The sequence below is a fragment of the Pseudarthrobacter sp. NIBRBAC000502771 genome, assembly GCF_006517215.1.
Classification (GTDB): Bacteria; Actinomycetota; Actinomycetes; order Actinomycetales; family Micrococcaceae; genus Arthrobacter; species Arthrobacter niigatensis.
The window spans coordinates 366418-391405 of record NZ_CP041187.1; the positions used below are offsets into that span (position 1 = coordinate 366418).

The window sequence follows — 24988 nt, forward strand, 5'->3', positions numbered from 1 at the left end:
TACCGCATGTGGCATCGTTGACGCGGGCAACGGCTACCGCGAAGGTGGTGCCATGAGGTCTCAGAAAATTTCCCAGGGGTTTGCCTTGACGACGGCGGCCGCGGCTGCGGCGCTGCTGCTCACCGCATGCGGGCCAAGCCAGCCACCGTCCCAAACGACGACCACGCCCGCCACCGGGCAGGCCAGCCAGTCCCCCACGGCATCGGCGTCCACGCCGCCTCCGTCGTCCCCGGCACCGGCAACGTCGACGCCCGCTTCACCCGCCCCAGCCACATCCGCTGCCGGCGGGCCCGGGCTATGCAAGGCGACCGGACTTACCGCCGCGACCGACGCATCCGGCGGCGGGGCCGCCGGCAGTGTCTACATGAAGCTCAACCTCACCAACAAGGGCTCCGACCCCTGCATCCTTCGCGGCTACCCCGGCGTCTCCCTCGTAGCGGAAGCCACCGGCGCCCCCATCGGCGCACCTGCGGCCCGGGATGACTCCGCCGGCGTCGTTGACGTCCTCCTGGCCCCCGGGCAGACCGGCACCGCAGTCCTCCGGTACACACAGGCCCGCAACTACCAGGGCTGCGCAGCCGTCGACGCCGCCGGGTACAGGATCTATCCGCCGGAGGACACCGACTCCCTGTTCATCCCGGAGCCCACCACGGCCTGCAGCAACGCGGACATCACCCTGCTGAGTATCGGAGCATTCCAGCCCGCCTGACCGCTTGGCTTCACGCCCCGCGGAAGCCCCCGAATGACGTAAGGGTGCCCCGGCCGACAAGCCGGGGCACCCTCACGTTTATGTTGGACCGCCGTCGGACCAAAAACCCGATTTCATAAGTACACTTATCAAATATGCCGCGAGTAGCAGGGGTGCATAACGGACCCATCGCAAATCGGGCTTGTGAGGGTTGTGGACCGAAGGCAGGGTGGACTGGCATGACGTCGATTTGGCTGGACCGCAGGGCTCCCTTCGCCGCAGATCCGTTCCAACCGGATTCCAAATACGACACGGTGGTGGCGGGTGCAGGGCTCACCGGATTGGTCACCGCCCTGCTGCTGGCCCGGTCCGGGCAAAGCGTGCTGGTGCTCGAGGCCCGCCACCCGGGAGCCGTCACCACCGGCAATTCCACCGCCAAGGTCTCACTGCTGCAGGGCACGTTCCTGTCCCGGCTCGCCCGCCAGTATTCGCGGAAACAGGTGCAGGCTTACGTGGACGGGAACCGGGAGGGACAGGCGTGGCTGTTGCGCTACCTCGAGGAACAAGACGTGCCCTTCCAGCGCCGCACCGCCTACACATACGCTGCGTCGGCCCAAGGCACTGAGAAACTGAGGGAAGAGCTCAGCGCCGCCGGCACTGCCGGGCTGGACGTGGACTATGTTCGCGACGCCGGCCTTCCGTTTCCCGTCCACGGCGCCGTGCGCCTGCGCGGCCAGGCCCAGATCAACCCGATGGATGTCCTCGATGCCCTGGTGGCGGACATCCGGAGCCGGGGCGGCCGCATCGTGGGCGGAGTCCGGCTTCGCGACGTGACCGGTGACGCGCCCTCCATTGTCCGGACCGACCGGGGCAGCGTCAGGGCGGACAAAGTAGTGCTGGCCACCGGCATCCCGGTCCTGGACCGCGGCCTGTACTTCGCCAAGCTGAAGCCCGCCCGTTCCTACGCGGCCGCGCTTGAACTCCAGGAGGAGCAAGCACCTCCGCCGGGAATGTACATCTCCGTCGAAGAACCCACCCATTCGCTGCGGGACTATGAGGTGGACGGGCGGAACCTGCTGCTGGTGGGCGGGCACGGGCACCACGTGGGCAGGACCGATTCCGAGAAGGCGCACCTGGCCGGCCTGCTGGCCTGGGCGGACAAGCACTATCCCGGTGCTGTTGCCACCCACACGTGGTCCGCGCAGGACTACCACCCCACCAACCTCATGCCATTCTTTGGCAAGCTTCCCCGGGGTAAGGGCCGGATCTACTTTGGCACCGGTTACAACAAATGGGGAATGACCAACGCGGTGGCCGCCGCCCTGGGGATCTCAGCGGACATCCTCGGCGGAAAGATGCCCTGGGCTGACACCATCCACCACCGCATCACGGCACCTGCCGGCGCGTTTTCCGCCGTCACGCTGAACGCCGGGGTGGCGGCCAGGCTGGCCTCGGACTGGGGGAAGCTGGCGGCGGAGGGCCGGAGGTTTGACGGGTTCACACGTGACAAGGACCGGCCTGCTGCGCCTCCTGCTCCGGGCGCGGGCAGCACTCCTGTCGCTGCGCGCCCCGCACCCGTCCCTGGCGAACACGCGACTGCCACAGCCCCGGCCGAAGGCCATGGCAGCGTTTACCGCGACGGCAACCGGCCGGTGGCAGTATCCACCGTTGGCGGAAACACCTGCAGGTTGTCTGCGGTCTGCACCCATTTGGGCGGCATTTTGCATTGGAACGACAACGAACAGACGTGGGACTGTCCCCTGCACGGCTCGCGCTTCACCAACGAAGGCAAGCTGCTTGAGGGCCCTGCCACCAAGGACCTGCCCCAGGCCGGGCCTGCGTGAGTTGGGTGTCGGTGCCGTGGGGCATGATGGAGGCATGAACCAGGAACAGCGTCCTGCCGGCGGCGGTGCCTCCGGTACGGGTACGCCCATGGGCCAGTTCAGCCGGCCCACCCGGGATTGGTTCCTGGGCGCATTTTCGGAGCCGACTCCGGCGCAGGCCGGCGCCTGGAACGCCATTTCCTCCGGCTCGCATGCCCTGGTGGTGGCCCCCACCGGCTCCGGAAAGACCCTCGCCGCCTTCCTCTGGGCCTTGGACCGGCTCCTGGTCTCGCACGCCCCTGAGCCTGCCGCGGAGGAGCCGCCGGCCAAAGGCAAACGCGCGCGGGCACCCAAGCGCAAGACCCGCGTCCTCTACATATCGCCGCTGAAGGCGTTGGGCGTGGACGTGGAGCGGAACCTGCGCTCCCCGCTGATCGGCATTACCCAGACCGCAAAGCGGCTTGGGCTACCCGCGCCGCTGATCACCGTGGGGGTCCGGTCCGGGGATACGCCCGCAGCCGAGCGCCGCGGGCTCCTGAGCAACCCGCCGGACATCCTCATCACCACCCCCGAATCGCTGTTCCTCATGCTCACGTCAAAGGCCCGGGAGACGCTCACCGAGGTGGACACCATCATCCTCGACGAGGTCCACGCCGTGGCGGGCACCAAGCGGGGAGCGCACCTAGCCGTATCACTGGAACGGCTGGACGCGCTGCTGCCCAAACCCGCACAGCGCATCGGGCTTTCTGCCACGGTGGAACCCCGGGAACTCGTGGCGCAGTTCCTTGCGGGCTCGGCACCGGTGGAAATCGTCGCTCCGCCGGCCCGGAAGAACTGGGACCTGACGGTTTCCGTGCCGGTGGAGGACATGTCAGACCTGCAGGGCGCGGCCGGTGCGTTCGATTCCGGCCCGGCATCGGGGCTGCAGCCGCAGGCGTCCATCTGGCCGCACGTGGAGGAAAAGATCGTGGACCTGGTGCTGGCCAACCAGTCCACCATCGTCTTCGCCAATTCCCGGCGCCTCGCGGAGCGTCTCACGGCCAGGCTCAACGAGATCTACGCCGAACGCCAACTGGTTGCCGTCGGGGGCGGCTGGGACGGGCCCGGTCCGGAAGGGCAGGCGGCTCCGCCCGGCACCGCGGGGGAACCGGCGTCCGGCATTCCCGTGTCAACCGCCACTCCGGCACACATGATGGCCCAGGCCGGAAGCTCCGCCGGGGCAGATCCGGTCCTGGCCCGCGCCCACCACGGTTCCGTATCGAAGGACCAGCGCGCGCTTATCGAGGACGACCTCAAGTCCGGCCGGCTTCGGTGCGTGGTGGCAACCTCCTCGCTGGAGCTGGGCATCGACATGGGTGCCGTGGACCTGGTCGTACAGGTTGAATCGCCCCCCTCGGTGGCCAGTGGCCTGCAGCGGGTGGGCCGCGCCGGGCACCAGGTGGGCGAGATCTCCCAGGGCGTCCTCTTCCCGAAGCACCGCGCTGACCTGGTCCACACCGCCATCACGGTGGAGCGCATGCTGGACGGCAAGATCGAGCGGCTCAGCATCCCTGCCAACCCGTTGGACATCCTGGCCCAGCAGACCGTGGCCGCCACGGCACTGGGCAGCATTGACGTGGAGGAATGGTTCAGCACCGTGCGACGCTCCGCGCCTTTTGCGTCCCTCCCACGATCCGCGTTCGAAGCCACCCTGGATCTGCTGGCCGGGCGGTATCCCTCCGACGAATTCGCCGAGCTCAGGCCCAGGATCATCTGGGACCGCAACGCCGGTACCATCGAGGGCCGGCCAGGAGCGCAGCGCCTGGCCGTGACGTCCGGCGGCACCATCCCGGACCGCGGGCTGTTCGGCGTCTACATCATCGGCACTGAACAGGAAGGCTCTGCCTCCCCCGCCGAGGACGGCAAACCGGCGCGCGCGCCCAAGGGTGGCCGCCGCGTAGGCGAGCTTGACGAGGAAATGGTCTACGAGTCCCGGGTGGGCGACGTCTTTGCCCTGGGCGCCACCAGCTGGAAGATCGAGGACATTACGCACGACCGCGTCCTGGTCTCCCCTGCATTCGGGCAGCCCGGAAAGCTGCCTTTCTGGAAGGGTGATTCGCTGGGCCGGCCGGTGGACCTGGGCCGCGCCCTGGGTGCGTTTGTCCGCGAGCTGTCTGCGTCCGATGCCGGCCCTGCCACCGAGCGCTGCAAGGCCAGCGGACTGGACGACTTCGCCGCCAACAACCTCATCCAGTACCTCACGGAGCAGAAGCAGGCCACCGAGGTGGTCCCCAGCGACACCACGCTGGTGGTGGAGCGGTTCCACGACGAATTGGGCGACTGGCGCGTGATCCTGCACAGCCCGTTCGGCATGCCGGTGCACGCGCCCTGGGCATTGGCTGTGGGGCAGCGGCTGCACCAGCGCTACGGGCTGGATGGCTCCGCCATGGCGGCCGACGACGGCATTGTGCTGCGGGTGCCCATGATGGAGGACGAGCCGCCGGGCGCCGAGCTGTTCCTCTTCGATCCCGAGGAACTCGAACAGATTGTCACCGCCGAGGTGGGTGGCAGCGCCCTCTTCGCCTCCCGGTTCCGGGAATGCGCGGCACGGGCGCTCCTGCTGCCCCGGCAGACCCCCGGCAAACGCCAGCCCCTGTGGCAGCAGCGCCAGCGGTCCGCCCAGCTGCTGGATGTGGCCCGGAAATACCCCACGTTCCCGATCGTGCTGGAGACCGTGCGCGAGTGCTTGCAGGACGTCTACGACCTGCCCGCGCTGAAGGACATCGCCGCATCCGTGGAACGGCGGGAACTGCGGATCCTGCAGACCACCACGCAGCAGCCCTCACCGTTCGCCAAGTCCCTTCTCTTTGGCTACGTGGCCCAGTTCCTCTACGAGGGCGATTCCCCGCTCGCGGAGCGGCGCGCCGCCGCGCTGGCGCTGGACTCCACGCTGCTCAATGAGCTGCTGGGCAGGGTGGAACTGCGCGAACTCCTGGACGCAAAGGTCATCGATGCCACCGAACGCGAGCTCCAGCGCCTCGCCCCGGACCGCCGTGCACGCGGAATGGAAGGCGTGGCGGACCTGCTGCGGCTGTTGGGGCCCCTCGATCCGGAAGAGGCCGCCTTGCGGCTGGAACCTGCCGAAACCCCTGCGGTCGAGGCCAACGAACCCGCGGCCCATGAGTCCGCCGAACCGGTGGGTGAGCCCGTGGAGGCTGCACGCGCCGAAACCCCTTCCGCCACTGCGGCGGACGCCAACGCCCACCTCCTGGCGTTGCAGCGCGCCAACCGTGCCATCAAGGTCAACATCGGCGGCGTGGAACGCTTCGCTGCGGTGGAGGACGCCGGCCGCCTCCGCGATGCCATCGGCGTGCCGCTGCCGATGGGTGTTCCGCTGGCCTTCATTGAACCGGTTGCCGATCCCCTGGGCGACCTCGTCTCCCGGTATGCCCGCACCCACGGCCCCTTCACCGCGGCGGAGGCTGCGGCCCGGCTGGGCCTGGGCGTGGCCGTGGTGGGCACCGCGCTGAAGCGCCTGGCGGCGGACGGCCGCGTGGTGGAAGGGGAATTCAGGCCGCATGTGACCCCGCCGGCCCGAGAGGAAGCTGACGCAGCGCCGCAAATTGACGGAGCAGCACCGCCGCCAGCCAACGCCCCCGGCGCTGACGCCCCGCACACCATCACCAGCGAATGGTGCGACGCCGAAGTGCTGCGCAAGCTCCGGCGTCGCTCTCTGGCCGCCCTGCGCGCGGAAGTGGAACCGGTGGACGCCGCCGCCTACGGACGCTTCCTCCCCGCATGGCAACATGTCAGGACCCCCGGCGGCGGCCGCGGACAGCCCTCGCTGCGCGGACTAGACGGCATCATCACTGCCATCGACCAGCTCTCGGGAGTACCCGTCCCCGCCTCGGCATGGGAACCCCTGGTGCTGTCCACCCGCGTGTCCAACTACCAGCCGGCCATGCTCGATGAGTTGATGGCTGCCGGCGAGGTCCTGTGGTCCGGGGCCGGGGCGTTGCCCGGGAACGACGGTTGGATCAGCCTCCACCTGGCGGATTCGGTGGAGCTGACGCTGAACCCGTCCCCCGAGTTCGAACCAGGGGACGCCGGCCAACGGCTCCTTGATCACCTGCGGAACAACGGCGGCGGGTATTTCTTCCGGCAACTGTCCGAGGTTGCCGGCGGCATGGACGCCGTCCTCAGCGACCAGGAAGTAGTGGCAGCGCTCTGGGACCTGGCCTGGGCCGGCCGGATCACCGGAGACACCTTCGCCCCCGTGCGGGCCCTGATCGCCGGGGGCCACACCGCCCACCGCCAGGTTGCCCGCGCACCGCGGGCAAGGGCACCACGGCTGAGCCGGCTGGGCCGTTCCCATGGCACCGGCCTGATGGGGTCCCCCGGACTGTCCGGCGGCCGCTACGGATCCCAGGGCGCAGCGACGCCGCCCACTGCCGCTGGCCGCTGGTCCGCGCTGCCCGAACCTGAACTCGATGCCACCATCCACGCCCGTGCCACCGCGGAACTCCTGCTGGACCGCTACGGCGTGGTTACCAGGGGTTCGGTCATGGCTGAGCAGATCCTGGGGGGTTTCGGACTCATGTACAAGGTACTGGCCCGGCTGGAGGAAGCCGGCCGCTGCCGCCGCGGCTACTTTATCGAGCACCTGGGCGCCGCCCAGTTCGCAGTGCCCGCCACCGTGGACCGGCTTCGCTCCTACTCGGAGGACACCGGGCTGGCCAAGGCTGAACCCGTGGCACTTGCCCTCGCCGCCACAGATCCGGCCAACCCCTACGGCGCCGCACTCCCCTGGCCCGCCCCGCAGGACAACGCCGGAACCGGCCACCGACCCGGCCGCAAAGCCGGGGCGCTGGTGGTGCTGGTGGACGGTGCGCTGGTTCTCTACGTGGAGCGCGGCGGAAAGACGCTGCTGGCTTTCAGCGACGACGACGCCGTCCTCGCCGCGGCAGGTGCGGCGCTGGTGGGAGTCGTGACCCGTGGAGCGGTGGACAAGCTGATCATGGAGAAGGTGAACGGCCACGGCATCCTCGATACCCCTGTTGCCGCTGCCCTCAGCGCCGCCGGAGCCTACTCCACGCCGAAAGGACTGAGGATCCGTGCCTGAGGGGGATTCTGTCTGGCGGGCCGCGCACCAGCTGCATGAGGCCCTGGCGGGACAGACACTGATTGCCTCTGACTTCCGCGTGCCCCGGTTCGCCACCCTGGACCTTTCCGGCTGGACCGTGGATGAAGTGGTCCCCAGGGGCAAGCACCTGCTGATGCGTGTGGTCAGCCCAGAGGACAAGAGGCTGACCATCCACTCGCACCTGAAGATGGAAGGCGCCTGGCAGGTTTACCCGCCCGGCGGGAGGTGGCGGAAACCGGGTTACACCGCCCGGTGCGTTCTGCGCACTGCCGTGGCGGACGCCGTCGGCTTCTCGCTGGGCGTCGTGGAAGTGGTGGCCACCGCCAACGAAGACTCGATTGTGGGCTTTCTCGGCCCGGACCTCCTGGGCCCTGACTGGGACCTGGACGAGGCCGAACGGCGCGTCAGGTCGCGCCCCGAGGTTCCCATCGGTGTGGCACTCCTGGACCAGCGGAACCTCGCCGGCATAGGAAACATCTACCGTTGCGAGGCGTGCTTCCTGTCGGGGGTGCATCCCGCCACCCCGGTTGCCGATGTCGCAGACGTGCGGACCATGATGACCGACGCCAAACAGCTCCTGGAGGTCAACCTGGGTGCGGGGCGCCGCGTCACCATCCTCAATAACCGGGGCATGCCGGTGGGCAGGATGGCGGGCAGGCCGGGCTACTGGGTCTACGGCGGAGAACGGCGGCCGTGCCTCAAGTGCGGCACCCCCATCCAGCGGGGGCTCCTGGGCAAGCCAAACGGCGAGGAGGAGCGGGACATCTACTTCTGTCCGAGGTGCCAGCCCCCGCCTGCCTGACGTACAGCCAGGCGCCCTAACAGTCAGGCGCTTTAACAGTTCGCGGTGGTGGGTTCCCTGGCGGCACTGGCCTTGCCGGGGCCAACCACGAAGCGCGGCAGCAGGAGGTGGACCAGGGGACCAATCGCCAGGGCGTAAACCACGGTGCCCACACCCACCGATCCGCCCAGCAGCCAGCCGGCCGCCAGCACCGTCACCTCAATCAGCGTCCGGGAAAACCTGACCGTCCATCCAGTGCGCCGGGCAAGCCCCGTCATGAGGCCATCGCGGGCACCCGGCCCGAATCCGGCACCGATGTAGCACGCAGAGGCCACGGCATTGGCCAGCACTGCGCCCGCGAGGAGGCCGATCTGGCCGGCCAGGTAGCTGACCGTCGGGATCAGTGCCAACCCGATGTCCGCGAAGACGCCCACCAGAATGGCATTGCAGAGCGTCCCGAAGCCGGGCATCTGCCGCAGCGGAATCCACAGCAGCAGCACCAGGAAGCTCACGGCGATTACCACCACGCCGATGCTCAGCCCTGTCCGGTTGGCCAGACCCTGATGGAACACGTCCCACGGATCCAGGCCCAGGCCGGCGCGGATAAACATGGCCAGGGAGATGCCGTACATGGCGAGGCCGGTGAACAGCTGGACGAGTCTGCGGGTCATCATGGAACCATGATCACAGCCAACTGGCATTGAATTACATATCCAGTCTGAAATACTGGCTACATGCCTGCCGCCCTTACCGCCCTCGCGCTGTCGCGCCTCCTCGGCCCGTGGAACACCAGGACGGGGCCGGCATACCGCGAACTCGCCGACGTCATCCGGCTGCTCATCCTGGACGGCAGGATCCCGCTGGATACGGCGCTGCCCAGCGAGCGCGCGCTGTGCGCCGCACTCGATATCAGCAGGACGACGGTAACGGCGGCGTATTCAAGCCTTCGGGAGCAGGGATTCCTCAGCAGCGGCCAGGGCAGCCGCGGGCGCACACGCATTCCGGAATTGACCCCTTTTGGTTCGGCCCTCTTCGGTCCGCAGCCTCCATCCACCGGGGCGTTGCCGGCCCCCGGGCTCACCGCACCCGGGCTTACCGCGCCCGGACTCACCGCACCCGCGGGACTGGTGGATCTGGCCTATTCGGCGCTGCCTGCCAGCGGCGAGGTGGTGCACCGGGCCTTCGCTGCAGCGCTGACGGAGCTGCCGGCACTGCTGCCCGGGTTTGGCTACGACGCCCTGGGACTGCTGCCGCTGCGGCAGGCGGTCGCGGACCGCTACACGGCGGCAGGAGTGCCAACCCAGCCGGGCCAGGTCATGGTGACCTCCGGAGCCCAGCACGCCCTGACCATCATCATCCGCACCCTGGCTGACCGGCAGGACCGGGTCCTGGTGGAACACCCCAGCTATCCCCACGCGCTGGATGCCATCCGCTCCGCGAAGTGCCGACCCGTCCCGGTCGCCTTTGCCGGGTCCCGCTGGGACCTGCCGGCCATGGAAACTGCCATGGTGCAGCAAAAGCCAAAACTTGCCTACCTTGTCCCGGACTTCCACAACCCCACAGGCCTGATCATGCCTGATGCCCAACGCCGCCAACTGGTCCGCGTGGCGGCGGCGGCCGGAACCGTTTTAGTGGCAGACGAAACGCTCCGGGACCTCAACCTCGACGGCACCGCCACCACGCCCCTTGCCGGCTTCGGCAGCACTGTGGTGTCCATTGGATCCTTGAGCAAGTCCCACTGGGGCGGCCTGCGCACGGGCTGGATCCGCGCCTCGGAGTCCATGATCCAGCGCTTTGCGGCGGCCCGGACCACCCTGGACCTGGGCGGCCCCGTCATGGAGCAGCTCGCGGCAGCCCACCTGGTGCGGGCACTGGAGGAACCGCTGCCGGCCCTGCTGCAGACGCTGCGCCGCAACCGGTCAGCCCTCCTGGAACTCCTGGCGGAACACCTTCCAACGTGGCAGGCGGCACCGCCTGCCGGCGGCCTCTCCGTATGGTGCCGGCTCCCCGCCCCCATCAGTACGGCGCTGACAGTCCTTGCCCCGGATCATGGCATCAGGCTGGCGGCCGGGCCCCGGTTCGGAATCGGCGGCGCCTTCGAGCGCAACCTGCGGCTGCCCTTCACCCTGCCGCCGGACAAACTGGAGGTGGCCGTCCTGGCACTCCGGGCGGCCCAGGACCGGCTGGACGCCGCACCCCAGCTGCGGCGTTCGCTCACCCAGGCTCCCGCCGTCGCCATCGCCTGAGCGGCCGCTGCCGGAATCGCCGGAATCGCCGGGACGGTGCGTCACCGCCGGAAAAAGACGGCTACCCCGCAGCTTTCCGGCGATCTGGGCGTGGAACGGGAAGCGGGAGCTACGCGTACACCCGCTCCAGGAAACCGCTCCACGCCTTGGCCGTGGTTCCGGAATCGCCGGAGCCGCTGAAATCGTGCACCGTCATGCCCACGGGGGCACCCCACGCGTTGCGGCCAAAGAACCGGTAGAGGGCGTCCGGTGTGCGGATGCCCAGGAAGTGCTCATTCGCGAAGTCCACCTCGCCCGCCAGCCGCCCCACGCCGTCGAGCTCCACATCAACCGTGGCGCCCGGCCCTGCGGAACCGGCGCCCAGTGCGTCACGGAGGCGGGTGAAGCCGTCCGCTGTCTGGGACGCCGCCGGGGCCTGGATGTCGGTGAACACCACGGGGCGGCCGTCGAAGTACTGCAGGTACTGGCCCAGCGTGTGCAGGTAGAACTCGGTGTGGCGGCTGGCGCCGTCGTACTGCTGGTCCCAGTTTTCAGCGAAGATGCCGCTGTGGACATAGTGGAGCCGGGCACGGCCGCCGTCCAGCGGTTCCAGCACGTGCTCCAGCTGGTTGAACCAGCCATCCGGCCCCTCCATCCGGGACACAAGATGGTGGGGGTATTCCTCAACGGTCTTGACTGCCGGCCATTGGTCCGTGGGGAACATCCATGCCGGCGTTCCGTTGGTAACGGCTTCCCACACCCGCTCGGGGGTGCCGGGCAGTTCGGTGTCCTGGACGATCTCGAAGTCCCGTTTGTCGCTCATTTGTCCTGCTCCTTGCCTGCTGTTTCGTTGGTTGCCGTGGAGGCATTGGTTTCTTTGAGTGCCGGATGCAGCGCCACCACGAGCCGGTGCCGCCGCCCGCGGGGCGACCCGCCGCCGTCGTGGTACTTGTCCACCAGCCGGGTCACCTCGACACCGAGCTCCTCGGCGAACGCGGCCCTGTCCGCGGCAGTGCGGAAGGTGATGTCGCCGTCGATCGCGAAGGTGGCCAGCTTCTGCCGGGCCGCGGCGGCGCCGGTGATGAGCTTGCCCACTTCCTGCACCATCCGTCCCGCCAGCGCCAGCAGCCAGAAAGCCGAGAAGCGGTCGGCGAACCGGCCCGGGTCCGGGGACACTGCGGCCAGCGCGGACGGCGAGATCAGGTAGGAGGCCGCCGCCGCCTGCAGGACCCGCTCGGTCACGTTGCCCTTGCGGCGCTCCTCCACCAGTTCCACCAGGCCATGCCGTTCCAGGGCCTTGAGGTGGTAATTCACCTTTTGCCGGGGAAGTCCGACGCGCACTGCCAGCTGCGTGGCTGACGCCGGCAGCACCAGCTCCCTCAGTATCCGCATGCGGATGGGGTCCAGGGATGCCTCGGCGGCTGCGGGGTCCTCGATAACTGCAATGTCCTGCATGCCACCAGTGTGCCAACCGACAACTTTTTTTGTCAAGAACTCTTTTGTCGTCGGCTCCCACCCGCGACGGCCACCTGCCCCCGGTAGAATGGACCGGTGATGCAATCCCCCCTCCCCGTGCGCGACGGCGTCAACGCCACCCGCCTGCGCCTTCCGGACGAGGGCCCGTGGGACACCGCGATGGACTACATGATGCACCGTTGGGGCCACATTGATCCGCAGGGCATCGAGGACAGGTTCGACGCCGGCGAGATCGTTGGCGAGGGCGGCGTACCGCTGACCCGGCACACCAGGCTCGAGGACCACACCTTCATTTGGTACTACCGCACCCTGCCGCCGGAAACGCGGCTGCCGGTGGAGATCGGCATCCTCTACCGGGACGAGCACCTGCTGGTGGTGGACAAGCCGCACTTCCTGCCCACCACGCCGGGCGGCACCTACATCCAGGAATCCGCCCTGGTGCGCCTCCGGAACCAGCTGGATCTGCCGGACCTGATCCCCATGCACCGGCTGGACCGCATGACGGCCGGCGTGCTGCTCTTCTCCACCAACCCGCAGACCCGGGGCAAGTACCAGGTGCTCTTCGAGAAGCGGCAGGTGCAGAAGGAGTACGAATGCGTGTCCGCCGCCGAGCCTTCGCCGGGGCACCCCGCCGTCGACTTCCCCGTGGTGGTCCGCAACCGGATGACCAAGTCCCGCAGCTACCTGCTGGCGGAGGTCATCGACGGTGAGCCGAACGCGGAAACCCGGATTGAGCGGCTGGAAACGTTCGACGGCGGGCCTGCGGCAGGTGCCGACGGCGCAGGGCAGCGCCTGGCCAGGTACCGCCTGGAACCGCACACCGGGAAGACCCACCAGCTGCGGGTCCACATGGCCTCGCTGGGGCTGGGGATCGTGAACGACGCCTTCTACCCCGACCTGCTGGACAAGGCGCCGGACGACTACTCCAGGCCGCTCCAGCTCCTGGCCCGCGGCATCAGGTTCGTTGACCCGGTCTCCGGAAAGCCCGTGGAATACCGCAGCAGCCTGGAACTCAGCGAAGCGGTCCGGGCACGGGCCTAAACCCCGAGGACGTCCCTGAACACCGCCTCCACTTCCGCGGTGCGCAGCACGAACTCCACCAGCTCCAGCCCGGCGGCCGGATGGGCGGCCCGGAAACCGGTTAGCGCTTCCTGCGCCGCCGCGGCAACAGCCCCAGCGCTCCACCCGTAAGCCCCGGCTCCCACAGCAGGGAAGGCCAGCTCCCGGACATCCAACGTCTCAGCCAGACGCAGGCTCTCACTGAAGCAGGACACCAGGAGTGCCGGGTTCGTCTGCCCCGCATGCCGGTTGGGTCCCACCGTGTGGATCACCCAGCGGGCCGGCAACCGGAAGGCCGGCGTTGCCACGGCGGCGCCGGTCTGCAGGCCGTGCGGCAGCCGGGCCGCGCGAAGTTCCCGGCACGCCTCAAGCAGTTCCGGCCCGGCGGCCCGGTGCAGCGCACCGTCCACGCCCCCGCCGCCGAGCAGCGAGGAATTCGCGGCGTTCACCACCGCGTCCACCCGCCGCTGCGTAATGTCCCCTTGCAGGACCGAGATCCGCATGCGGCCAGTTTCCCAAGTGCGGTACCTTGTGGCAATGGACTTCGGCAGCGTTGACAGCTGGGGGACGGCCCTCTATTTCTGGGTCATCCCGCTGGTGGTTGGCGACGCCATTTTCCCGCCCATCCCCTCGGAGATGGTGGTGATTACCGGCGGCGCATTGTCCGCGGACGGCCGGGCCAACGTGTTCCTCGTCCTGCTGCTCGCCGCCCTGGCGTCCTGGATCGGCGACATGGTGGTGTTCCACCTGTTCCGCCGCCGGCTCAGCCACGTACTGGATCGCTGGAAATGGGGCCGCCGAGTGCACGCCGGCATCCATGCGGCACTGGCCAAGGCCGGGCGGTCGTCGACCTATGGCACCATCATCGGCGCCAGGTTCATCCCCGGCGGCCGGCTTGCCACCTCGGCAGCCTCCGGCGTGGCAAACGTCTCGGTGCGCGGTTTCAGCCTGTGTGCGGGCCTGGGCGCCGTCCTGTGGGCCTGCTGGCTGGTAGGCCTGGGCTACTTCACCGGCTCAACCACCAAGCTGCCGTTCTGGGCCAGCTCCCTCATTGGCGTGGCCGTCGGCCTGGTGATCGGCGCCGTCGTGGGCATCATCGTCACCCGGCGCCGCGGCGACCGGTCCCCGGTGGAGGACGGGCCCCTCCCCGACGCAGGCTAGACCGGCAGCCACTTGCCGCGGCTGCGCCGCAGCACGCTGAGTGAACCTGTCAGCGCAACGCGTTCGACGGCGTCGCGCATCATGGCTGCAGATTCCACCGCCTGGCGGTTCTCACCGCTGTACTCGCTGGCTTCCACGAGAAAACGCAGGTTGAGCTGCGGCACGCCGCCGGCGATCTGCAGCTGGTGTGCCTCCACGTGGTGCCGGGTGCCCAGCGCCTCCACGGCCGCGTCCATGACGGACTCCGGCGGATTCCCTGGCCGGAGCCCGGTGATCTTGAGGCGGGTCTGGAAGGAAGGCATGCTCCCAACCCTATCCAAACACCGAAGACGCCCTATCACTTGGGGTCCCTAACAGCGCCTGTTAGGGACCCCAAGTGATGGAGCAACCGCGGGGGTTACCCGGTGTTGCGCAGGCCCGCGGCGACGCCGTTGACGGTGATGAGCATGGCCCGCTGGAGGCGTTCGTCGATCTCGGCCCCGCTGATCCCGCCCTCGGTGCGGATGCGGCGCAGGAGTTCCACCTGGAGGTAGCTGATCGGATCCAGGTACTGGTCGCGGATCTCCAGGGACCGCTTCAGTGTCGGCTGGGCATCCAGGAGCAGGTTTTCACCGGTGAGCTTGCGGACCTCGGCAACGGTGAGTTCGTATTCCTCCCGGATGGTGCGGAAGAGATGGTGGAGTTCCTCCGGGACGAGGGTGGACACGTAGTAGCCGGCGATGTCCATGTCCGTCTTGGCAAGCGTCATTTCCACGTTGGACAGCACGGAACGGAAGAAGTGCCAGTGGTCCATCATTTCCACCAACTGCGCGGAGTGGCCGGCCTCGCGGGCGGCCTTAAGCCCGGACCCCACACCGAACCAGCCGGGCACGATCTGCCGTGACTGGGTCCAGCCGAACACCCACGGGATGGCACGCAGGCCACCCAGCCCGGCACCGGAATCCGGCCGCTTCGACGGGCGGGAACCGATATTCAGGGAGCCCAGCTGCTCCACCGGGGTGGAGGCCATGAAGTAGGCAGGCAGGTCCGGATGGTCGATCAGCTTCCGGTACCGGTCAAAGGCGGCGTCGGAGATGGCCTCCATGACGTGCCCGTAGCGCTCGCGCTGGTCCTCGGAGGTCCTCGGGTCCCGGTGCAGGGCCGACCCCTGCAGGACGGCGGCCAGGGACAGCTCCAGGTTTTCGCGGGCAAGCTCAGGCAGGGAGTACTTGTCCGAGATGACTTCGCCTTGTTCGGTGAACTTGATTTCGCCTTCCAGGACACCGTTGGGCTGGGCCAGGATGGCGTCGTAGGTGGGCCCGCCGCCGCGTCCCACCGAGCCGCCGCGGCCGTGGAACAGGCGGACGCGCACGCCGTGCTTGGCCGCGACGTCGCGCAGCTTGCGCTGGGTCTTATGGATCTCCCACTGGCTGGTCATCACGCCGGATTCCTTGTTGGAGTCCGAGTAGCCCAGCATCACTTCCTGGACGTCCCCGCGCAGCCGCACCAGCTCCCGGTAGGAGGGGTCGGAGAGCAGCTGGTCGATGATCTCGGCAGAGGCCCGGAGTTCCTCCACCGTCTCAAGCAGCGGCGCGAACCCGAGCTTGGCGTAGGGCTTGTCGCCAAAGAGGTTCACCAGGCCGGCCTCGCGGGCCAGCACGGCGGCGGCCAGGACGTCGTCGGCGCCGCGGGTCATGGAGATGATGTAGGTCTCGATGACGTCCGGACCGTACATGCGCAAGGCCCGGCGGATCTCGCGGAAGACGTCGTAGGTGCCGTCGGCGGCGCCGTCCAGCTTGATCGGGTGGCCGGACAGCGGGCGGCGGGAAGCCAGCTCCGAGCCGAGCACCTCGAATCGTTCCTCCCGGCTCAGCTCGGCGTAGCGGAGCCCCGGTCCGCCGATCCGGTCCATCAGCTGGCCGACGGCGTCGTGGTGGTGGTCCGCGTGTTCACGTATATCCAGGGTGGCCAGGTGCAGGCCGAAGGAGGCGATGGCACGGCGGACGCGGGCCAGGGAGCCGTCCGCCGCCAGCGCCGCGGAGTGGTTGCGGAGCGAGAGCTCCAGCAGGTTCAGGTCAGCCAGGAGTTCATCGGTTGCGTTGTAGTCGCGGCCGTGCTCGTGGTTGGAGTTTGCCGCCACCCGCTTGCCGGTGTTGATGAGCTTGGCCTTGATGCAGGTGAGCTTCAGCCGGTACGGCTCCTGGGCGTTGAGTTCCAGGACCCGCTTGTCCAGGCCCGGCAGCTTCTTCAGGTCCTCATCAATGGACTCGAGGAGCCCCTGGTCAGCGCCCGCCAGCGCCGTGGAGTTGGACAGGATGGAAATCAGCTCGTCGATCATGCCGATGCTGATCCGGATGGCGTTTTGGTTCTGGATCTGGAGGATCTCGCGGGTCACGGCCGCGGTCACGTTCGGGTTGCCGTCGCGGTCACCGCCGATCCAGGAGCCAAACCTGATGGGGGCGTCCTTGGAGGCGAGGCTGACGCCATGTTCCCCGAGCAGCTCGGACAGCTCCGACAGCATCTCCGGCATGGCGTCGGTGAGGATGCCGCCCAGGTAGTAGATGGCGTTCCGGGCCTCATCCACGGGGGTGGGCCGGACCTGGCGCAGCTCGTCGGTCTGCCACATCTGGTCGATGATCTCGGCCAGCTGCCGGTCCTGCCGGCGCCGGCCGGTGGACCCTTCGGCTGTGGACTGGGACAGGACATCGGAAAGCTTCCGGATCTTGTCCAGGACGGAACGGCGGGACGCTTCGGTGGGGTGGGCGGTGAAGATGGGCCGCACGTCCAGCCCGTTGACTACTTCCTGCAGCACCTCCGGGCCGGCCTGCGCCGCGATGTCCGCCACCGTCTTGGCCAGCCAGCCGTCCTTTTCGGCCCGGGTCCGGAGTCCGCGGACGCGGTGGACCTGCTCGGCGGCGTTGGCCAGGTGGAAGTAGAAGGCAAAGGCACGCACCAGGTCGGTTGCCTGCTCGATGGGCAGGGAACCCAGGAGTTCGCGGACCTGGGCAACGACGTCGTGCGCGCTCCAGGGGCCGGTGGCGTGCGCACCGCCGCGCGCTGCTTCCTTGGATTCCTTGGTCAGGAGCCGGACCTGCTCCACGAGGTCCAGGAGTTCCGGTCCGTGCTGGCGGACCAGCGATTCGCCCAGCAGGGTGGACACGCGCCGGACATCCGCGCGCAGTTCGGAGGCAAGGTCGGTCTCGGGAGGTGTTGCAGTGTGAGCCATTGAAACAATCTTTCGAGGGATTCGGACTTGGCTCGTACACTGCGCTGGATACTGTGAGCCACGTTACTAGCTAGAGATGCTACCCCCGGTGCCTCGCCTCAGTGGAATCCGTCTCACAAGATGTCGCGGTACCCCACATGCCGTTTGACGGCGTCGAGTTCAGCCCGTAGGTTCCGCACCTCGTCCTGCCAGGCGGCAGCCTCCGCCGTGCGGCGCCGGACCTTTCCGGCCTGGACCACGGCAGCCGTGAGCAGCAGCGGCACCAGGAGTGCCAGCGCCCATCCGGCGGCCGCGAAGAAGTCCAGTGCCACCGGCAGCGCGGCCCGGAAGTCGATGAAATCGTTGACCCCGCCGGCCATGCCTGCCATGGCTCCGTCGAGCGGCTGCAGGAACTGGCCCACCACGGGGGTTCCGGAGAGTGTGGGCGGGGCGAGTTTCGGCTGCGCGTCCCCGCCCCAGCGCCCGTCCGCGAGGTGGTTCAGGACGTAGATGCCGGCGCCCACGTTGGCTGCCATGAAGACGGCGACGGCGGCAGGTGCTGCGAGGTCCGGCCGCCGCCGGCGCCACGCCAGGACGACCGCGGCGGCAAGGACGGCCGCCAGCCAGGGGAGCGCGGCAAGCCACTCCCGATTCACTCCCGCAAGGATGTCCACCACTCCATTCAACCCCGGACAAAGGATTCAGCGGCGGAATGAACACGTCCGCGATCCGGTTGTAGCCGAAGGCATACGCAACTGGAAGGAACCATGACCACCACCCCAGCCACCACCCACGCCGCCAGGGCCGAGCGCTGGCAGCGCTTCCGCGCCAACCGCAACAAAGCCCTGGCAGCGCCGCACGGCTGGCTTACCCTCACCTCCTTCCAGTGGCTCGAAGACTCACCTTCCGCCATCGAGCCGGCCCCGGGCCTGTGGTCCACTGACGCCACGGGCTCGACGGCGTTCCTCACCGCGGTTCCGGCGGACGGGCTCACGCTGGTGGAGACAGGGGAAAAGGTGGACGGCACCGTATCCGCCGTCCTGGCGGACGAGGAATCACTGATGTGGGTGCAGTTCGGCGGCCCGGACGGGGACCAGGTAGTGGTGGAACTGGCCATGCGCGGCGGCCGGTATGCGATCCGCACCCGGGACGCTGCATCACCGGCCTTCACGGAATTCGACGGCGTGCCTACCTTTCCGTACAACCCCGGCTGGGAGGTCACCGGAAGGTTTGAGCCCTACCCGGCGCCGGTGGATGTGCCGATCGGCACCGCGAACCCGCTGGTTGACGGCGTGCACCGCAGCGTAGGCGAGGTGGTCTTCCGCCTCCCGGGAAGCAGCCATGAGTTCCGGCTCCAGGCGGAGGAAGAAAAGCTCGGCGCCCTGACCGTCACGTTCCACGACGAAACCAACGGCGACACCACGGACGAGTGGCGGAAACTCTCCCTCCCCAGGCCGCGGCCGGACGGGTCCGTAGTGCTGGACTTCAACCGGGCCATCAATTACCCCAGCGCCTTCACCCCTTACGGCACCTGCCCCATGCCCGTGAAGAACAACAGCCTGGACATCCGGGTGGAAGCCGGCGAGAAAGAGCCGTACCCCGGCCGGTAAGGGTTTCGACCTGCTCAACCACCGATGGCGGAGATTCCAGTGATGGCCCTTCCCACGATCAGGGTGTTGACCTCGAACGAGCCCTCGTAGGTGTAGATGGCCTCGGCATCGGCGAAGATCTTGGCCATCCGGTAGTCGGTAACAATCCCGTTGCCGCCCAGGATGGAGCGGCCCAGCGCCACGGTTTCGCGCATGCGGGCGCTGAGGTAGGACTTGGCCAGGGCCACCTGCGGCATGTTGGCTGCCCCCTGCTCCTGCAGCCGGGCGAGCCCGGCCATCATGGACATGCTGGCCACGGCGTTCCCCAGCATGGTCACCAGCTGCTGCTGGATCAACTGGAAGTGGGCCAGCGGCCGGCCGAACTGCTGCCGCTCCACCGCGTATTGCCGGGCCACGTCGAAGGCTGCGAGTTGCTGGCCCACCGCCTGCCACGCCACCATGATCCGTGAGCTGCGGAGCAGTTCCTTGGTGTCCTCGAAGCTGCTGATACCGGCAAAGCGGTCCGCCTCGGCAACCCTGACATCGCGGAACCGGATGTCCGCGTTCTGGACGGTGCGCAGGGCGATCTTGTTCTCGATCCTGCTCCGGCTGACTCCCGGCAGCGTTGCGTCCACAATGAAGCCGCGCACCGAACCGTCCGCCTCATCCCGGGCCCACACCAGCATGTAGTCGCAGAACGTCCCGTTGCCGATCCAGCGCTTGGCCCCGTTGAGCACCCACGTATCGCCGGCGTCGTCCGCTTCTCCCGTGGTGGAGGAGATCCGCCGGGCCCGGGTCTCCAGGCCGCCCGCCACATCCGAGCCGTGCAGCGGTTCGGTCAGCGCGAAGGCACCCGTAGTGCGCAGCTCCGAGGCGTCGGCCAGCAGCCGCTGCTTCTGGTCCTCCGTGCCAAAGGTGTGCAGGGATTCCACGAAGAGGTCGTGATGGACCAGGAAGAACGTGGCCAGGGAGGTATCCACGCGGGTGATCTCCGCGATGACCAGCCCGGCAAAAAGATGGCTGTAGCCGCGGTGGACCGGTGTGCTCAGCTCCAGCGTGGCCAGCTTGGGGAGGATATGGGCGGGAAACTCGGCCTTGTTCCACCAATCCCCCGCGTACGGCGCCACCTCGGCCGCCAGGAAGTCCCGCAGCTCGGCGAGCTTGTTCCGTTCAGCCTCGTCCAGCATCGCTTCGACGGCGAAGAAGTCCGCCGCCGGCAGCTGCGGGACGTCCGGCGCGCTCATTTCGGCGCCATCCGGATAGCGCCGTCCAGGCGGATGGTTTCGCCGTTCAGCATGGCGTTGTCCACAATATGTGCCACCAGGTTGGCGTATTCCGCGGGCTTGCCCAGCCGGGACGGGTGCGGAACCTGGGCGCCGAGCGAGTCCTGCGCCTCCTGCGACAGGCCGGCCATCATAGGGGTCTCGAAGATGCCCGGGGCGATGGTGACCACCCGGACCAGCGAGCGCGCCAGTTCCCTGGCGATCGGCAGCGTCATGGCGGCCACGGCGCCCTTGGAGGCGGCATACGCGGGCTGGCCGATCTGTCCGTCGAAGGCCGCCACGGAGGCGGTGTTGATGATGACGCCGCGTTCCGGGCCGCCCAGCGGGGTGGTGGCGGGCTCGGTGGCCGCCATCGCTTCGGCGGCCAGGCGCAGGACGTTGAAGGTCCCCACCAGGTTGACCTGGATGACCTTGCTGAAGGATTCCAGGGGCAGCACACCGTCCCGTCCCAGGACCTTGCCGGGGGTGGCGATCCCTGCGCAGTTCACCACGATCCGGAGTGGGCCCAGCCCCGCGGCGGTCCCGACGGCGGCCCGTACGTCGGCCTCGCTGGTCACGTCTGCGGGGGCAAAGACGGCGGACTGGCCGGCTGCGGCGCGGCCGTTCAGTTCGTCCGCCAGTGCCTGTCCGCCCGAGGACGGCAGGTCAACGAGCACGACGGATGCGCCGGCGTCGAACAATCTCTGCGCGGTGGCTGCTCCCAGCCCGGACGCCCCGCCTGTCACCAGTGCGACGCTGCCTTTGATGTCCATCCATCCTCCTTGATGTGTGTCCCCATGCCGCGGCGCGACCCGAGCAACAGTTAATGAATGTTAACTGAAATCCCGCGCCGCCGCACTCACCCCGGAGGCCCTGCACTCCCTGGTGCCGGCGGCACGGTTAGGGTGGACGGCATGACGTCCAGCAGCACCTCCTTGACCGCCTGGCAGGACAGGGCGAACCACGCGGCCCGGTCCGTGACCGCCCTGTTCGGCCGGAAACTGCTGTTCCTGCCCGGAACCCACCTGGGCGCAGTGCTGTTGCAGGGCAGGCACCCGGCCGGACCGCCCACCCCCTCAACGCAGGAGCAGGAGCCGGGCACCCAGCCAGCGCCGCGATGGCGTACCGCACTCCGCCGGATGCGGCCTGCCGCATCGCTGGCCCTCCCCTGGCACTACTGGTGGCAGGCGCACTACGTTGACTGCCTGGTGGACGCCGGGCGGCGGGAACTGGGCGGCGGAGCCACCCCGGCGGCCCGGTTCGACGGCCCGGGCCGGCCCAGCGCCGGGCATTTGGCCTCGCGCCTGGTCACCGGGATCAGGCTCCGCAACGCCCTGACTTTCGTGAACAGCTACTACGACGACATGGCGTGGCTGGCGCTGGCAACGCTCCGCCTGGACAGGCTGGCCGAGGAAACCCGTCGTCCTGGCCGCCGCCGCAACGCCGTGGTCCGGGCGTCGCTGGCGCTGCAGTTCGACGCCGCCTGCACCGATGACCTGGGCGGCGGGACTTTCTGGAGCAAGAAACGCGACTTCAAGAACACCCCGGCCACCGCGCCGGTGGCCCTGTTCTATGCCCGCACAGGCCAGCACGCCAAGGCCCAGGCCCTGCTGGACTGGCTCGACGCCACGCTCTTTGACGCGGACCAGGCCCTCTACCTTGACGGCGCACGCCTGGATCCCTCCGGAGAGGTGGTGCTGGAGCGGGCGGTATACACCTACAACCAGGGCCCGGTGCTGGGAGCACTCCTGGAGCTGGGCGGCGAGGCGAACCTGGCCCGGGCCGCGGTCCTGGTGGACGCCGTGCAGCGGCTGCTGACCGTCCCGTGCAGCAGCAACGGAGCCGGCACGGGCTCCGGTGGTTCGGTGCTGCGCTGCGAAGGAACGGGCGACGGCGGCCTCTTCACCGGGATTCTCTGCCGTTACCTGGCACTAGCCGCGGCAGACCGCCGGCTTCCCGCGGCTACCCGCGCCACGGCTGCACGGTTGGTGACGGACACCGCTGAAGCGCTCTGGTCCGGCCGGCGCCCCGTCGGCCCCGGCGAGGCAAATGCCCGGCGGCAAGGAACGAGCATCTTTTCGCTGCACGCAGCCAAACCGGCGGCCGCGACGTATCCGCCGAGCGCCGCCGTCGAACTCTCCACCCAGCTCCAGGCATGGATGGCGCTGGAGGCAGCGGCCGCCGTCACCGCCGCAGCCGGCGCCTAGCGGATGCCGGCCAGCGGCGTGACGGTGCCGCCCTTGAGCGATACCGGTTCCTCCGCCACCAGCCGGGCTTCCTTGGTGCCGGCCGGTGGAAACGCCAGGGACGTCAGGGCCCGTCCCGCCACGAAGACCTCCAGGGAGGACCGGTCCACGTAGACGGTGAGGCGGACTGAGTCCCCGGCGGGCTGCGCATCCACCGACCGCGCCTGCCGGTATTCGCCGCGGGCGTCCGCCCGGTCTGCCAGGCCGCTCCCGCCGGCCGCCGCGTCACCGTTGCGGTCCACGAACGCCCGGCCGGCCGCGAAATCGTAGCCCACCGTGGCATAGGTGGTGCCGCCGCTTTGCAGCAGCAGCCGCGCCTCCCCGGTCCCGTCCGCGGGCTTGGCCAGCTCGACGTCGGCCTTGAAGGCGCCGCTGTCCGGGACCGGGAGTGCCAGGCCGCCATCAATGCTCCCGCCGGGCACCTGCACTGGCGCCCCCTCCAGTGACTGGAGCGCGGCCGTAGGCGAGGACACCAGGGCCGGCCGGCCGCCGTCGGACGCCAGCCGGATGTCCCGCACCACCGAGGCCGCCCCGTACCAGCCGTTGGTGGGAAGGTTCCGGGCGTAGGCCCAGTTGTTCATCCAGCCGATGGCGTGCCGGGACGCCATCGGCTGCGCGTCGTCAAGCCCCGGGCCAGCCCAGGTGACGGCCGCGTAGAAGTCCGGTCCGCCGTCGAGCCACTGGTGGCCGCCGTCCGCTGTGAAGGCCTTGCCGTCGAAGCTGCCGGTCCAGTAGGCCAGGCCGGTGGTGCGCCCCTCCCCGGATCCGTTGGCGCTCGCTGCCAGGACCCAGGTGCGCTTGGCGGGGTCGCCGTCGAGGTCCAGCTGGAAGAAGTCCGGGCACTCCAGGATTCCCAGCCCTTCCTGCTCGAATCCGGACACGTAGGCCCACTGCTTGAGGTCCCTGGAGGTGTAGAAGCCGATCTTGTGGCCCTCCGCGAGGAGCATCAGCCACTGGTTGTTGGCCTCGTCCCGGATGATCCGCGGGTCCCGCCAGTGCTCGGCACCGGGGTTCTCCATCACCGGGTTCTGTCCGTAGCCCTGGAAGCTGTAACCCTTGTCCGTGGAGTAGAACAGGGACTGGCGCTGGACACCGTCGTGCTGCTGGGTGAGGACCGCGATCACGGCCCCCTTGCCAAATCCGGCCGTCCCTTCCGTGTCCACCACGGCGGAGCCGGTCTCAATGTCGCCCAGGCCGTTGCGGAACTTGGGAATAGCCACCCCTTCGTTCTTCCAGTGCACCAGATCCGTGCTGGTGGCGTGGAACCACTCGGTGCCGTTCCCTTCCGGGTAGTCGGCGTTGTAGAGGTAGTAGTAATGCCAGAGGCCGTCGAGGAAAAAGGGCCGCTGCGGATCGTTCATCCAGTGTTCGTCCGGCGTGAGGTGGTACGCCGGCCGGAAAACGTCATCTCCCTCCGGCGCGGCTTCCGTTGGACGCGCGGCGGTTGGTGGGCCGCTTTCCTGCGTGCCGGGGCCCCGCTGGACGGTACCGGCCAGTACCAGCGAAACGGCCAGCGCCAGCACGGCGACGGCGGCCAGGGCCCACAGAATGGGGGGTCGCCGGAGGGCGGCACGAATGGACGCGGGACGTGGGAAGGGCATGGGTGGTGTCGATCCGTCGCTGAACGCACAAGTGCCGTCCCCCGGGACAGGGGAACGGCACCAGCGCAAGTGAACCGTCAATTTTACCGGCCCTCTTCCCGGGAACCCAATCCGGGGACGTCATACACCGGCAGTCAGTCGCGTGCCGGTGGCCGCTTCTTCTGCGGATAGGGTGTCTCTCCCCGTGCCAGCATGTCCACGAACCCGGCGATCCTGCGTTCCCGGGTGGCCGCCTGCTTCGCCGAATTGGTCCTGAACACCAGGGCGAACAGGTTGGTTTTTGTCAGGACCTCGAAGGTGGCCTGCGCCGCCGGGTTGGCTGCGATGGCGGCCGCCAGGTCTTCCGGCACCTCGAGGTCGGCCTGCCCGCCGTAGGCCTCGTCCCAGCGGCCGTCCGCCTTGGCCGCCGCCACGGCGGCCCGTCCGGCGTCGGTCATCTTCCCGGCCTCCTCCAGCCGGGCAATGTGCCCCACGTTCCGGGCCGACCAGATGCTCCGGGGGCGCCGCGGCGTCATCCGCTGGAACACGCTTTCGCTGTCCCGGCGCCTGCCTTGCCCATCGATCCAGCCAAAACAAAGGGCTTCGTCCAGGGCCGCCGCGTAGTCAAGGCCCGTCACCGTCCCGCCCTTCTTGTGCAGCACCAGCCACACCCCCGGGCTGGTGCCGTGGTTCTCTTCCAGCCAGGCACGCCAGGCGGCAGCGTCGGGCACCAGCAGTTCCTCAAGGTCATTGGCCATGGCCTAATTCTGCCCGTGGAATCCCGTACCACAA

The 24988-nt window shown here is 68.8% G+C and carries 20 protein-coding genes and 1 pseudogene; 9 read left to right on the forward strand and 12 right to left on the reverse strand.

What is annotated here, in order from left to right; translation table 11 throughout:
• Positions 1-60: 60 nt before the first annotated feature.
• Positions 61-303 carry a hypothetical protein gene (locus tag NIBR502771_RS21170; RefSeq protein WP_371706647.1) on the reverse strand — a complete coding sequence of 81 codons (243 nt, stop codon included), beginning with the start codon at positions 301-303 and terminating at the stop codon, positions 61-63.
• A gap of 55 nt (positions 304-358) precedes the next feature.
• Between NIBR502771_RS21170 and NIBR502771_RS21175 the strand changes: the two are divergent.
• The 4 genes and pseudogenes from NIBR502771_RS21175 to NIBR502771_RS01640 form a co-directional block, all read left to right on the forward strand.
• A pseudogene (locus tag NIBR502771_RS21175) lies at positions 359-709 on the forward strand (DUF4232 domain-containing protein); the annotation flags it as partial.
• 218 nt (positions 710-927) lie between these two features.
• Positions 928-2532 (forward strand): FAD-dependent oxidoreductase, encoded by a 1605-nt coding sequence (locus NIBR502771_RS01630; protein ID WP_141158171.1) that lies wholly within the window; start codon positions 928-930, stop codon positions 2530-2532.
• A gap of 34 nt (positions 2533-2566) precedes the next feature.
• On the forward strand, positions 2567-7612 hold the full coding sequence (locus NIBR502771_RS01635) for a DEAD/DEAH box helicase (protein WP_141158172.1): 5046 nt from the start codon (positions 2567-2569) through the stop codon (positions 7610-7612).
• Complete coding sequence (locus NIBR502771_RS01640; protein ID WP_141158173.1) at positions 7605-8435, forward strand: Fpg/Nei family DNA glycosylase; 831 nt, start codon at positions 7605-7607, stop codon at positions 8433-8435. The genes NIBR502771_RS01635 and NIBR502771_RS01640 overlap by 8 nt, the downstream gene beginning before the upstream one ends.
• A gap of 32 nt (positions 8436-8467) precedes the next feature.
• Here the strand turns inward: NIBR502771_RS01640 and NIBR502771_RS01645 are convergent, their stop codons facing one another.
• A complete protein-coding gene (locus tag NIBR502771_RS01645; RefSeq protein ID WP_141158174.1) occupies positions 8468-9088 on the reverse strand; it encodes a YitT family protein in 621 nt (206 codons plus the stop codon).
• Between the two features lie 60 nt (positions 9089-9148).
• Here NIBR502771_RS01645 and NIBR502771_RS01650 point away from each other — a divergent pair, with 60 nt between their 5' ends.
• Entirely contained in the window at positions 9149-10660 is a 1512-nt protein-coding gene (locus NIBR502771_RS01650) for a PLP-dependent aminotransferase family protein (protein WP_141158175.1), read from the forward strand.
• Positions 10661-10769: 109 nt separating this feature from the next.
• On the opposite strand, the gene NIBR502771_RS01655 is transcribed toward NIBR502771_RS01650, so the two are convergent.
• Positions 10770-11462, reverse strand: a complete 693-nt coding sequence (locus NIBR502771_RS01655; protein WP_141158176.1) for an SRPBCC domain-containing protein — start codon at positions 11460-11462, stop codon at positions 10770-10772.
• Positions 11459-12094 (reverse strand): helix-turn-helix domain-containing protein, encoded by a 636-nt coding sequence (locus NIBR502771_RS01660; RefSeq protein WP_141158177.1) that lies wholly within the window; start codon positions 12092-12094, stop codon positions 11459-11461. The genes NIBR502771_RS01655 and NIBR502771_RS01660 overlap by 4 nt, the downstream gene beginning before the upstream one ends.
• 99 nt (positions 12095-12193) lie before the next feature.
• On the opposite strand from NIBR502771_RS01660, the gene NIBR502771_RS01665 reads away from it, so the two are divergent.
• Complete coding sequence (locus NIBR502771_RS01665; protein WP_141161370.1) at positions 12194-13156, forward strand: RluA family pseudouridine synthase; 963 nt, start codon at positions 12194-12196, stop codon at positions 13154-13156.
• Here the strand turns inward: NIBR502771_RS01665 and NIBR502771_RS01670 are convergent.
• Positions 13153-13677 carry an O-acetyl-ADP-ribose deacetylase gene (locus NIBR502771_RS01670; protein ID WP_141158178.1) on the reverse strand — a complete coding sequence of 175 codons (525 nt, stop codon included), beginning with the start codon at positions 13675-13677 and terminating at the stop codon, positions 13153-13155. The genes NIBR502771_RS01665 and NIBR502771_RS01670 overlap by 4 nt on opposite strands.
• A gap of 34 nt (positions 13678-13711) precedes the next feature.
• Between NIBR502771_RS01670 and NIBR502771_RS01675 the strand changes: the two genes are divergently transcribed.
• On the forward strand, positions 13712-14335 hold the full coding sequence (locus NIBR502771_RS01675; RefSeq protein ID WP_141158179.1) for a DedA family protein: 624 nt from the start codon (positions 13712-13714) through the stop codon (positions 14333-14335).
• On the opposite strand, the gene NIBR502771_RS01680 is transcribed toward NIBR502771_RS01675, so the two are convergent.
• From NIBR502771_RS01680 to NIBR502771_RS01690, 3 genes are all read right to left on the reverse strand, one after another.
• Positions 14332-14637: a hypothetical protein gene (locus tag NIBR502771_RS01680; protein WP_141158180.1), complete on the reverse strand. Its 306-nt coding sequence runs from the start codon at positions 14635-14637 to the stop codon at positions 14332-14334. The genes NIBR502771_RS01675 and NIBR502771_RS01680 overlap by 4 nt on opposite strands.
• 95 nt (positions 14638-14732) lie before the next feature.
• Positions 14733-17540, reverse strand: a complete 2808-nt coding sequence (ppc, locus tag NIBR502771_RS01685) for a phosphoenolpyruvate carboxylase (RefSeq protein ID WP_141158181.1) — start codon at positions 17538-17540, stop codon at positions 14733-14735.
• A gap of 113 nt (positions 17541-17653) precedes the next feature.
• Complete coding sequence (locus NIBR502771_RS01690; RefSeq protein ID WP_141158182.1) at positions 17654-18193, reverse strand: hypothetical protein; 540 nt, start codon at positions 18191-18193, stop codon at positions 17654-17656.
• A 93-nt stretch (positions 18194-18286) separates the two neighbouring features.
• Here NIBR502771_RS01690 and NIBR502771_RS01695 point away from each other — a divergent pair, with 93 nt between their 5' ends.
• Positions 18287-19129, forward strand: coding sequence for a DUF1684 domain-containing protein (locus tag NIBR502771_RS01695; RefSeq protein WP_141158183.1), 843 nt, complete (start codon positions 18287-18289; stop codon positions 19127-19129).
• 14 nt (positions 19130-19143) lie between these two features.
• On the opposite strand, the gene NIBR502771_RS01700 is transcribed toward NIBR502771_RS01695, so the two are convergent.
• Positions 19144-20352 carry an acyl-CoA dehydrogenase family protein gene (locus NIBR502771_RS01700; protein ID WP_141158184.1) on the reverse strand — a complete coding sequence of 403 codons (1209 nt, stop codon included), beginning with the start codon at positions 20350-20352 and terminating at the stop codon, positions 19144-19146.
• Positions 20349-21143, reverse strand: coding sequence for a 3-hydroxyacyl-CoA dehydrogenase (locus tag NIBR502771_RS01705; RefSeq protein ID WP_141158185.1), 795 nt, complete (start codon positions 21141-21143; stop codon positions 20349-20351). The genes NIBR502771_RS01700 and NIBR502771_RS01705 overlap by 4 nt, the downstream gene beginning before the upstream one ends.
• Before the next feature lie 141 nt (positions 21144-21284).
• On the opposite strand from NIBR502771_RS01705, the gene NIBR502771_RS01710 reads away from it, so the two are divergent.
• Positions 21285-22577 carry a glycoside hydrolase family 76 protein gene (locus tag NIBR502771_RS01710; RefSeq protein WP_141158186.1) on the forward strand — a complete coding sequence of 431 codons (1293 nt, stop codon included), beginning with the start codon at positions 21285-21287 and terminating at the stop codon, positions 22575-22577.
• Here the strand turns inward: NIBR502771_RS01710 and NIBR502771_RS01715 are convergent.
• Together NIBR502771_RS01715 and NIBR502771_RS01720 are read right to left on the reverse strand one after the other, a co-directional pair.
• Entirely contained in the window at positions 22574-24217 is a 1644-nt protein-coding gene (locus NIBR502771_RS01715) for a glycoside hydrolase family 32 protein (RefSeq protein ID WP_141158187.1), read from the reverse strand. The two genes, NIBR502771_RS01710 and NIBR502771_RS01715, sit on opposite strands and share 4 nt — an antisense overlap.
• A gap of 134 nt (positions 24218-24351) precedes the next feature.
• Positions 24352-24954: a YdeI family protein gene (locus NIBR502771_RS01720; RefSeq protein ID WP_141158188.1), complete on the reverse strand. Its 603-nt coding sequence runs from the start codon at positions 24952-24954 to the stop codon at positions 24352-24354.
• Between the last annotated feature and the right edge of the window lie 34 nt (positions 24955-24988).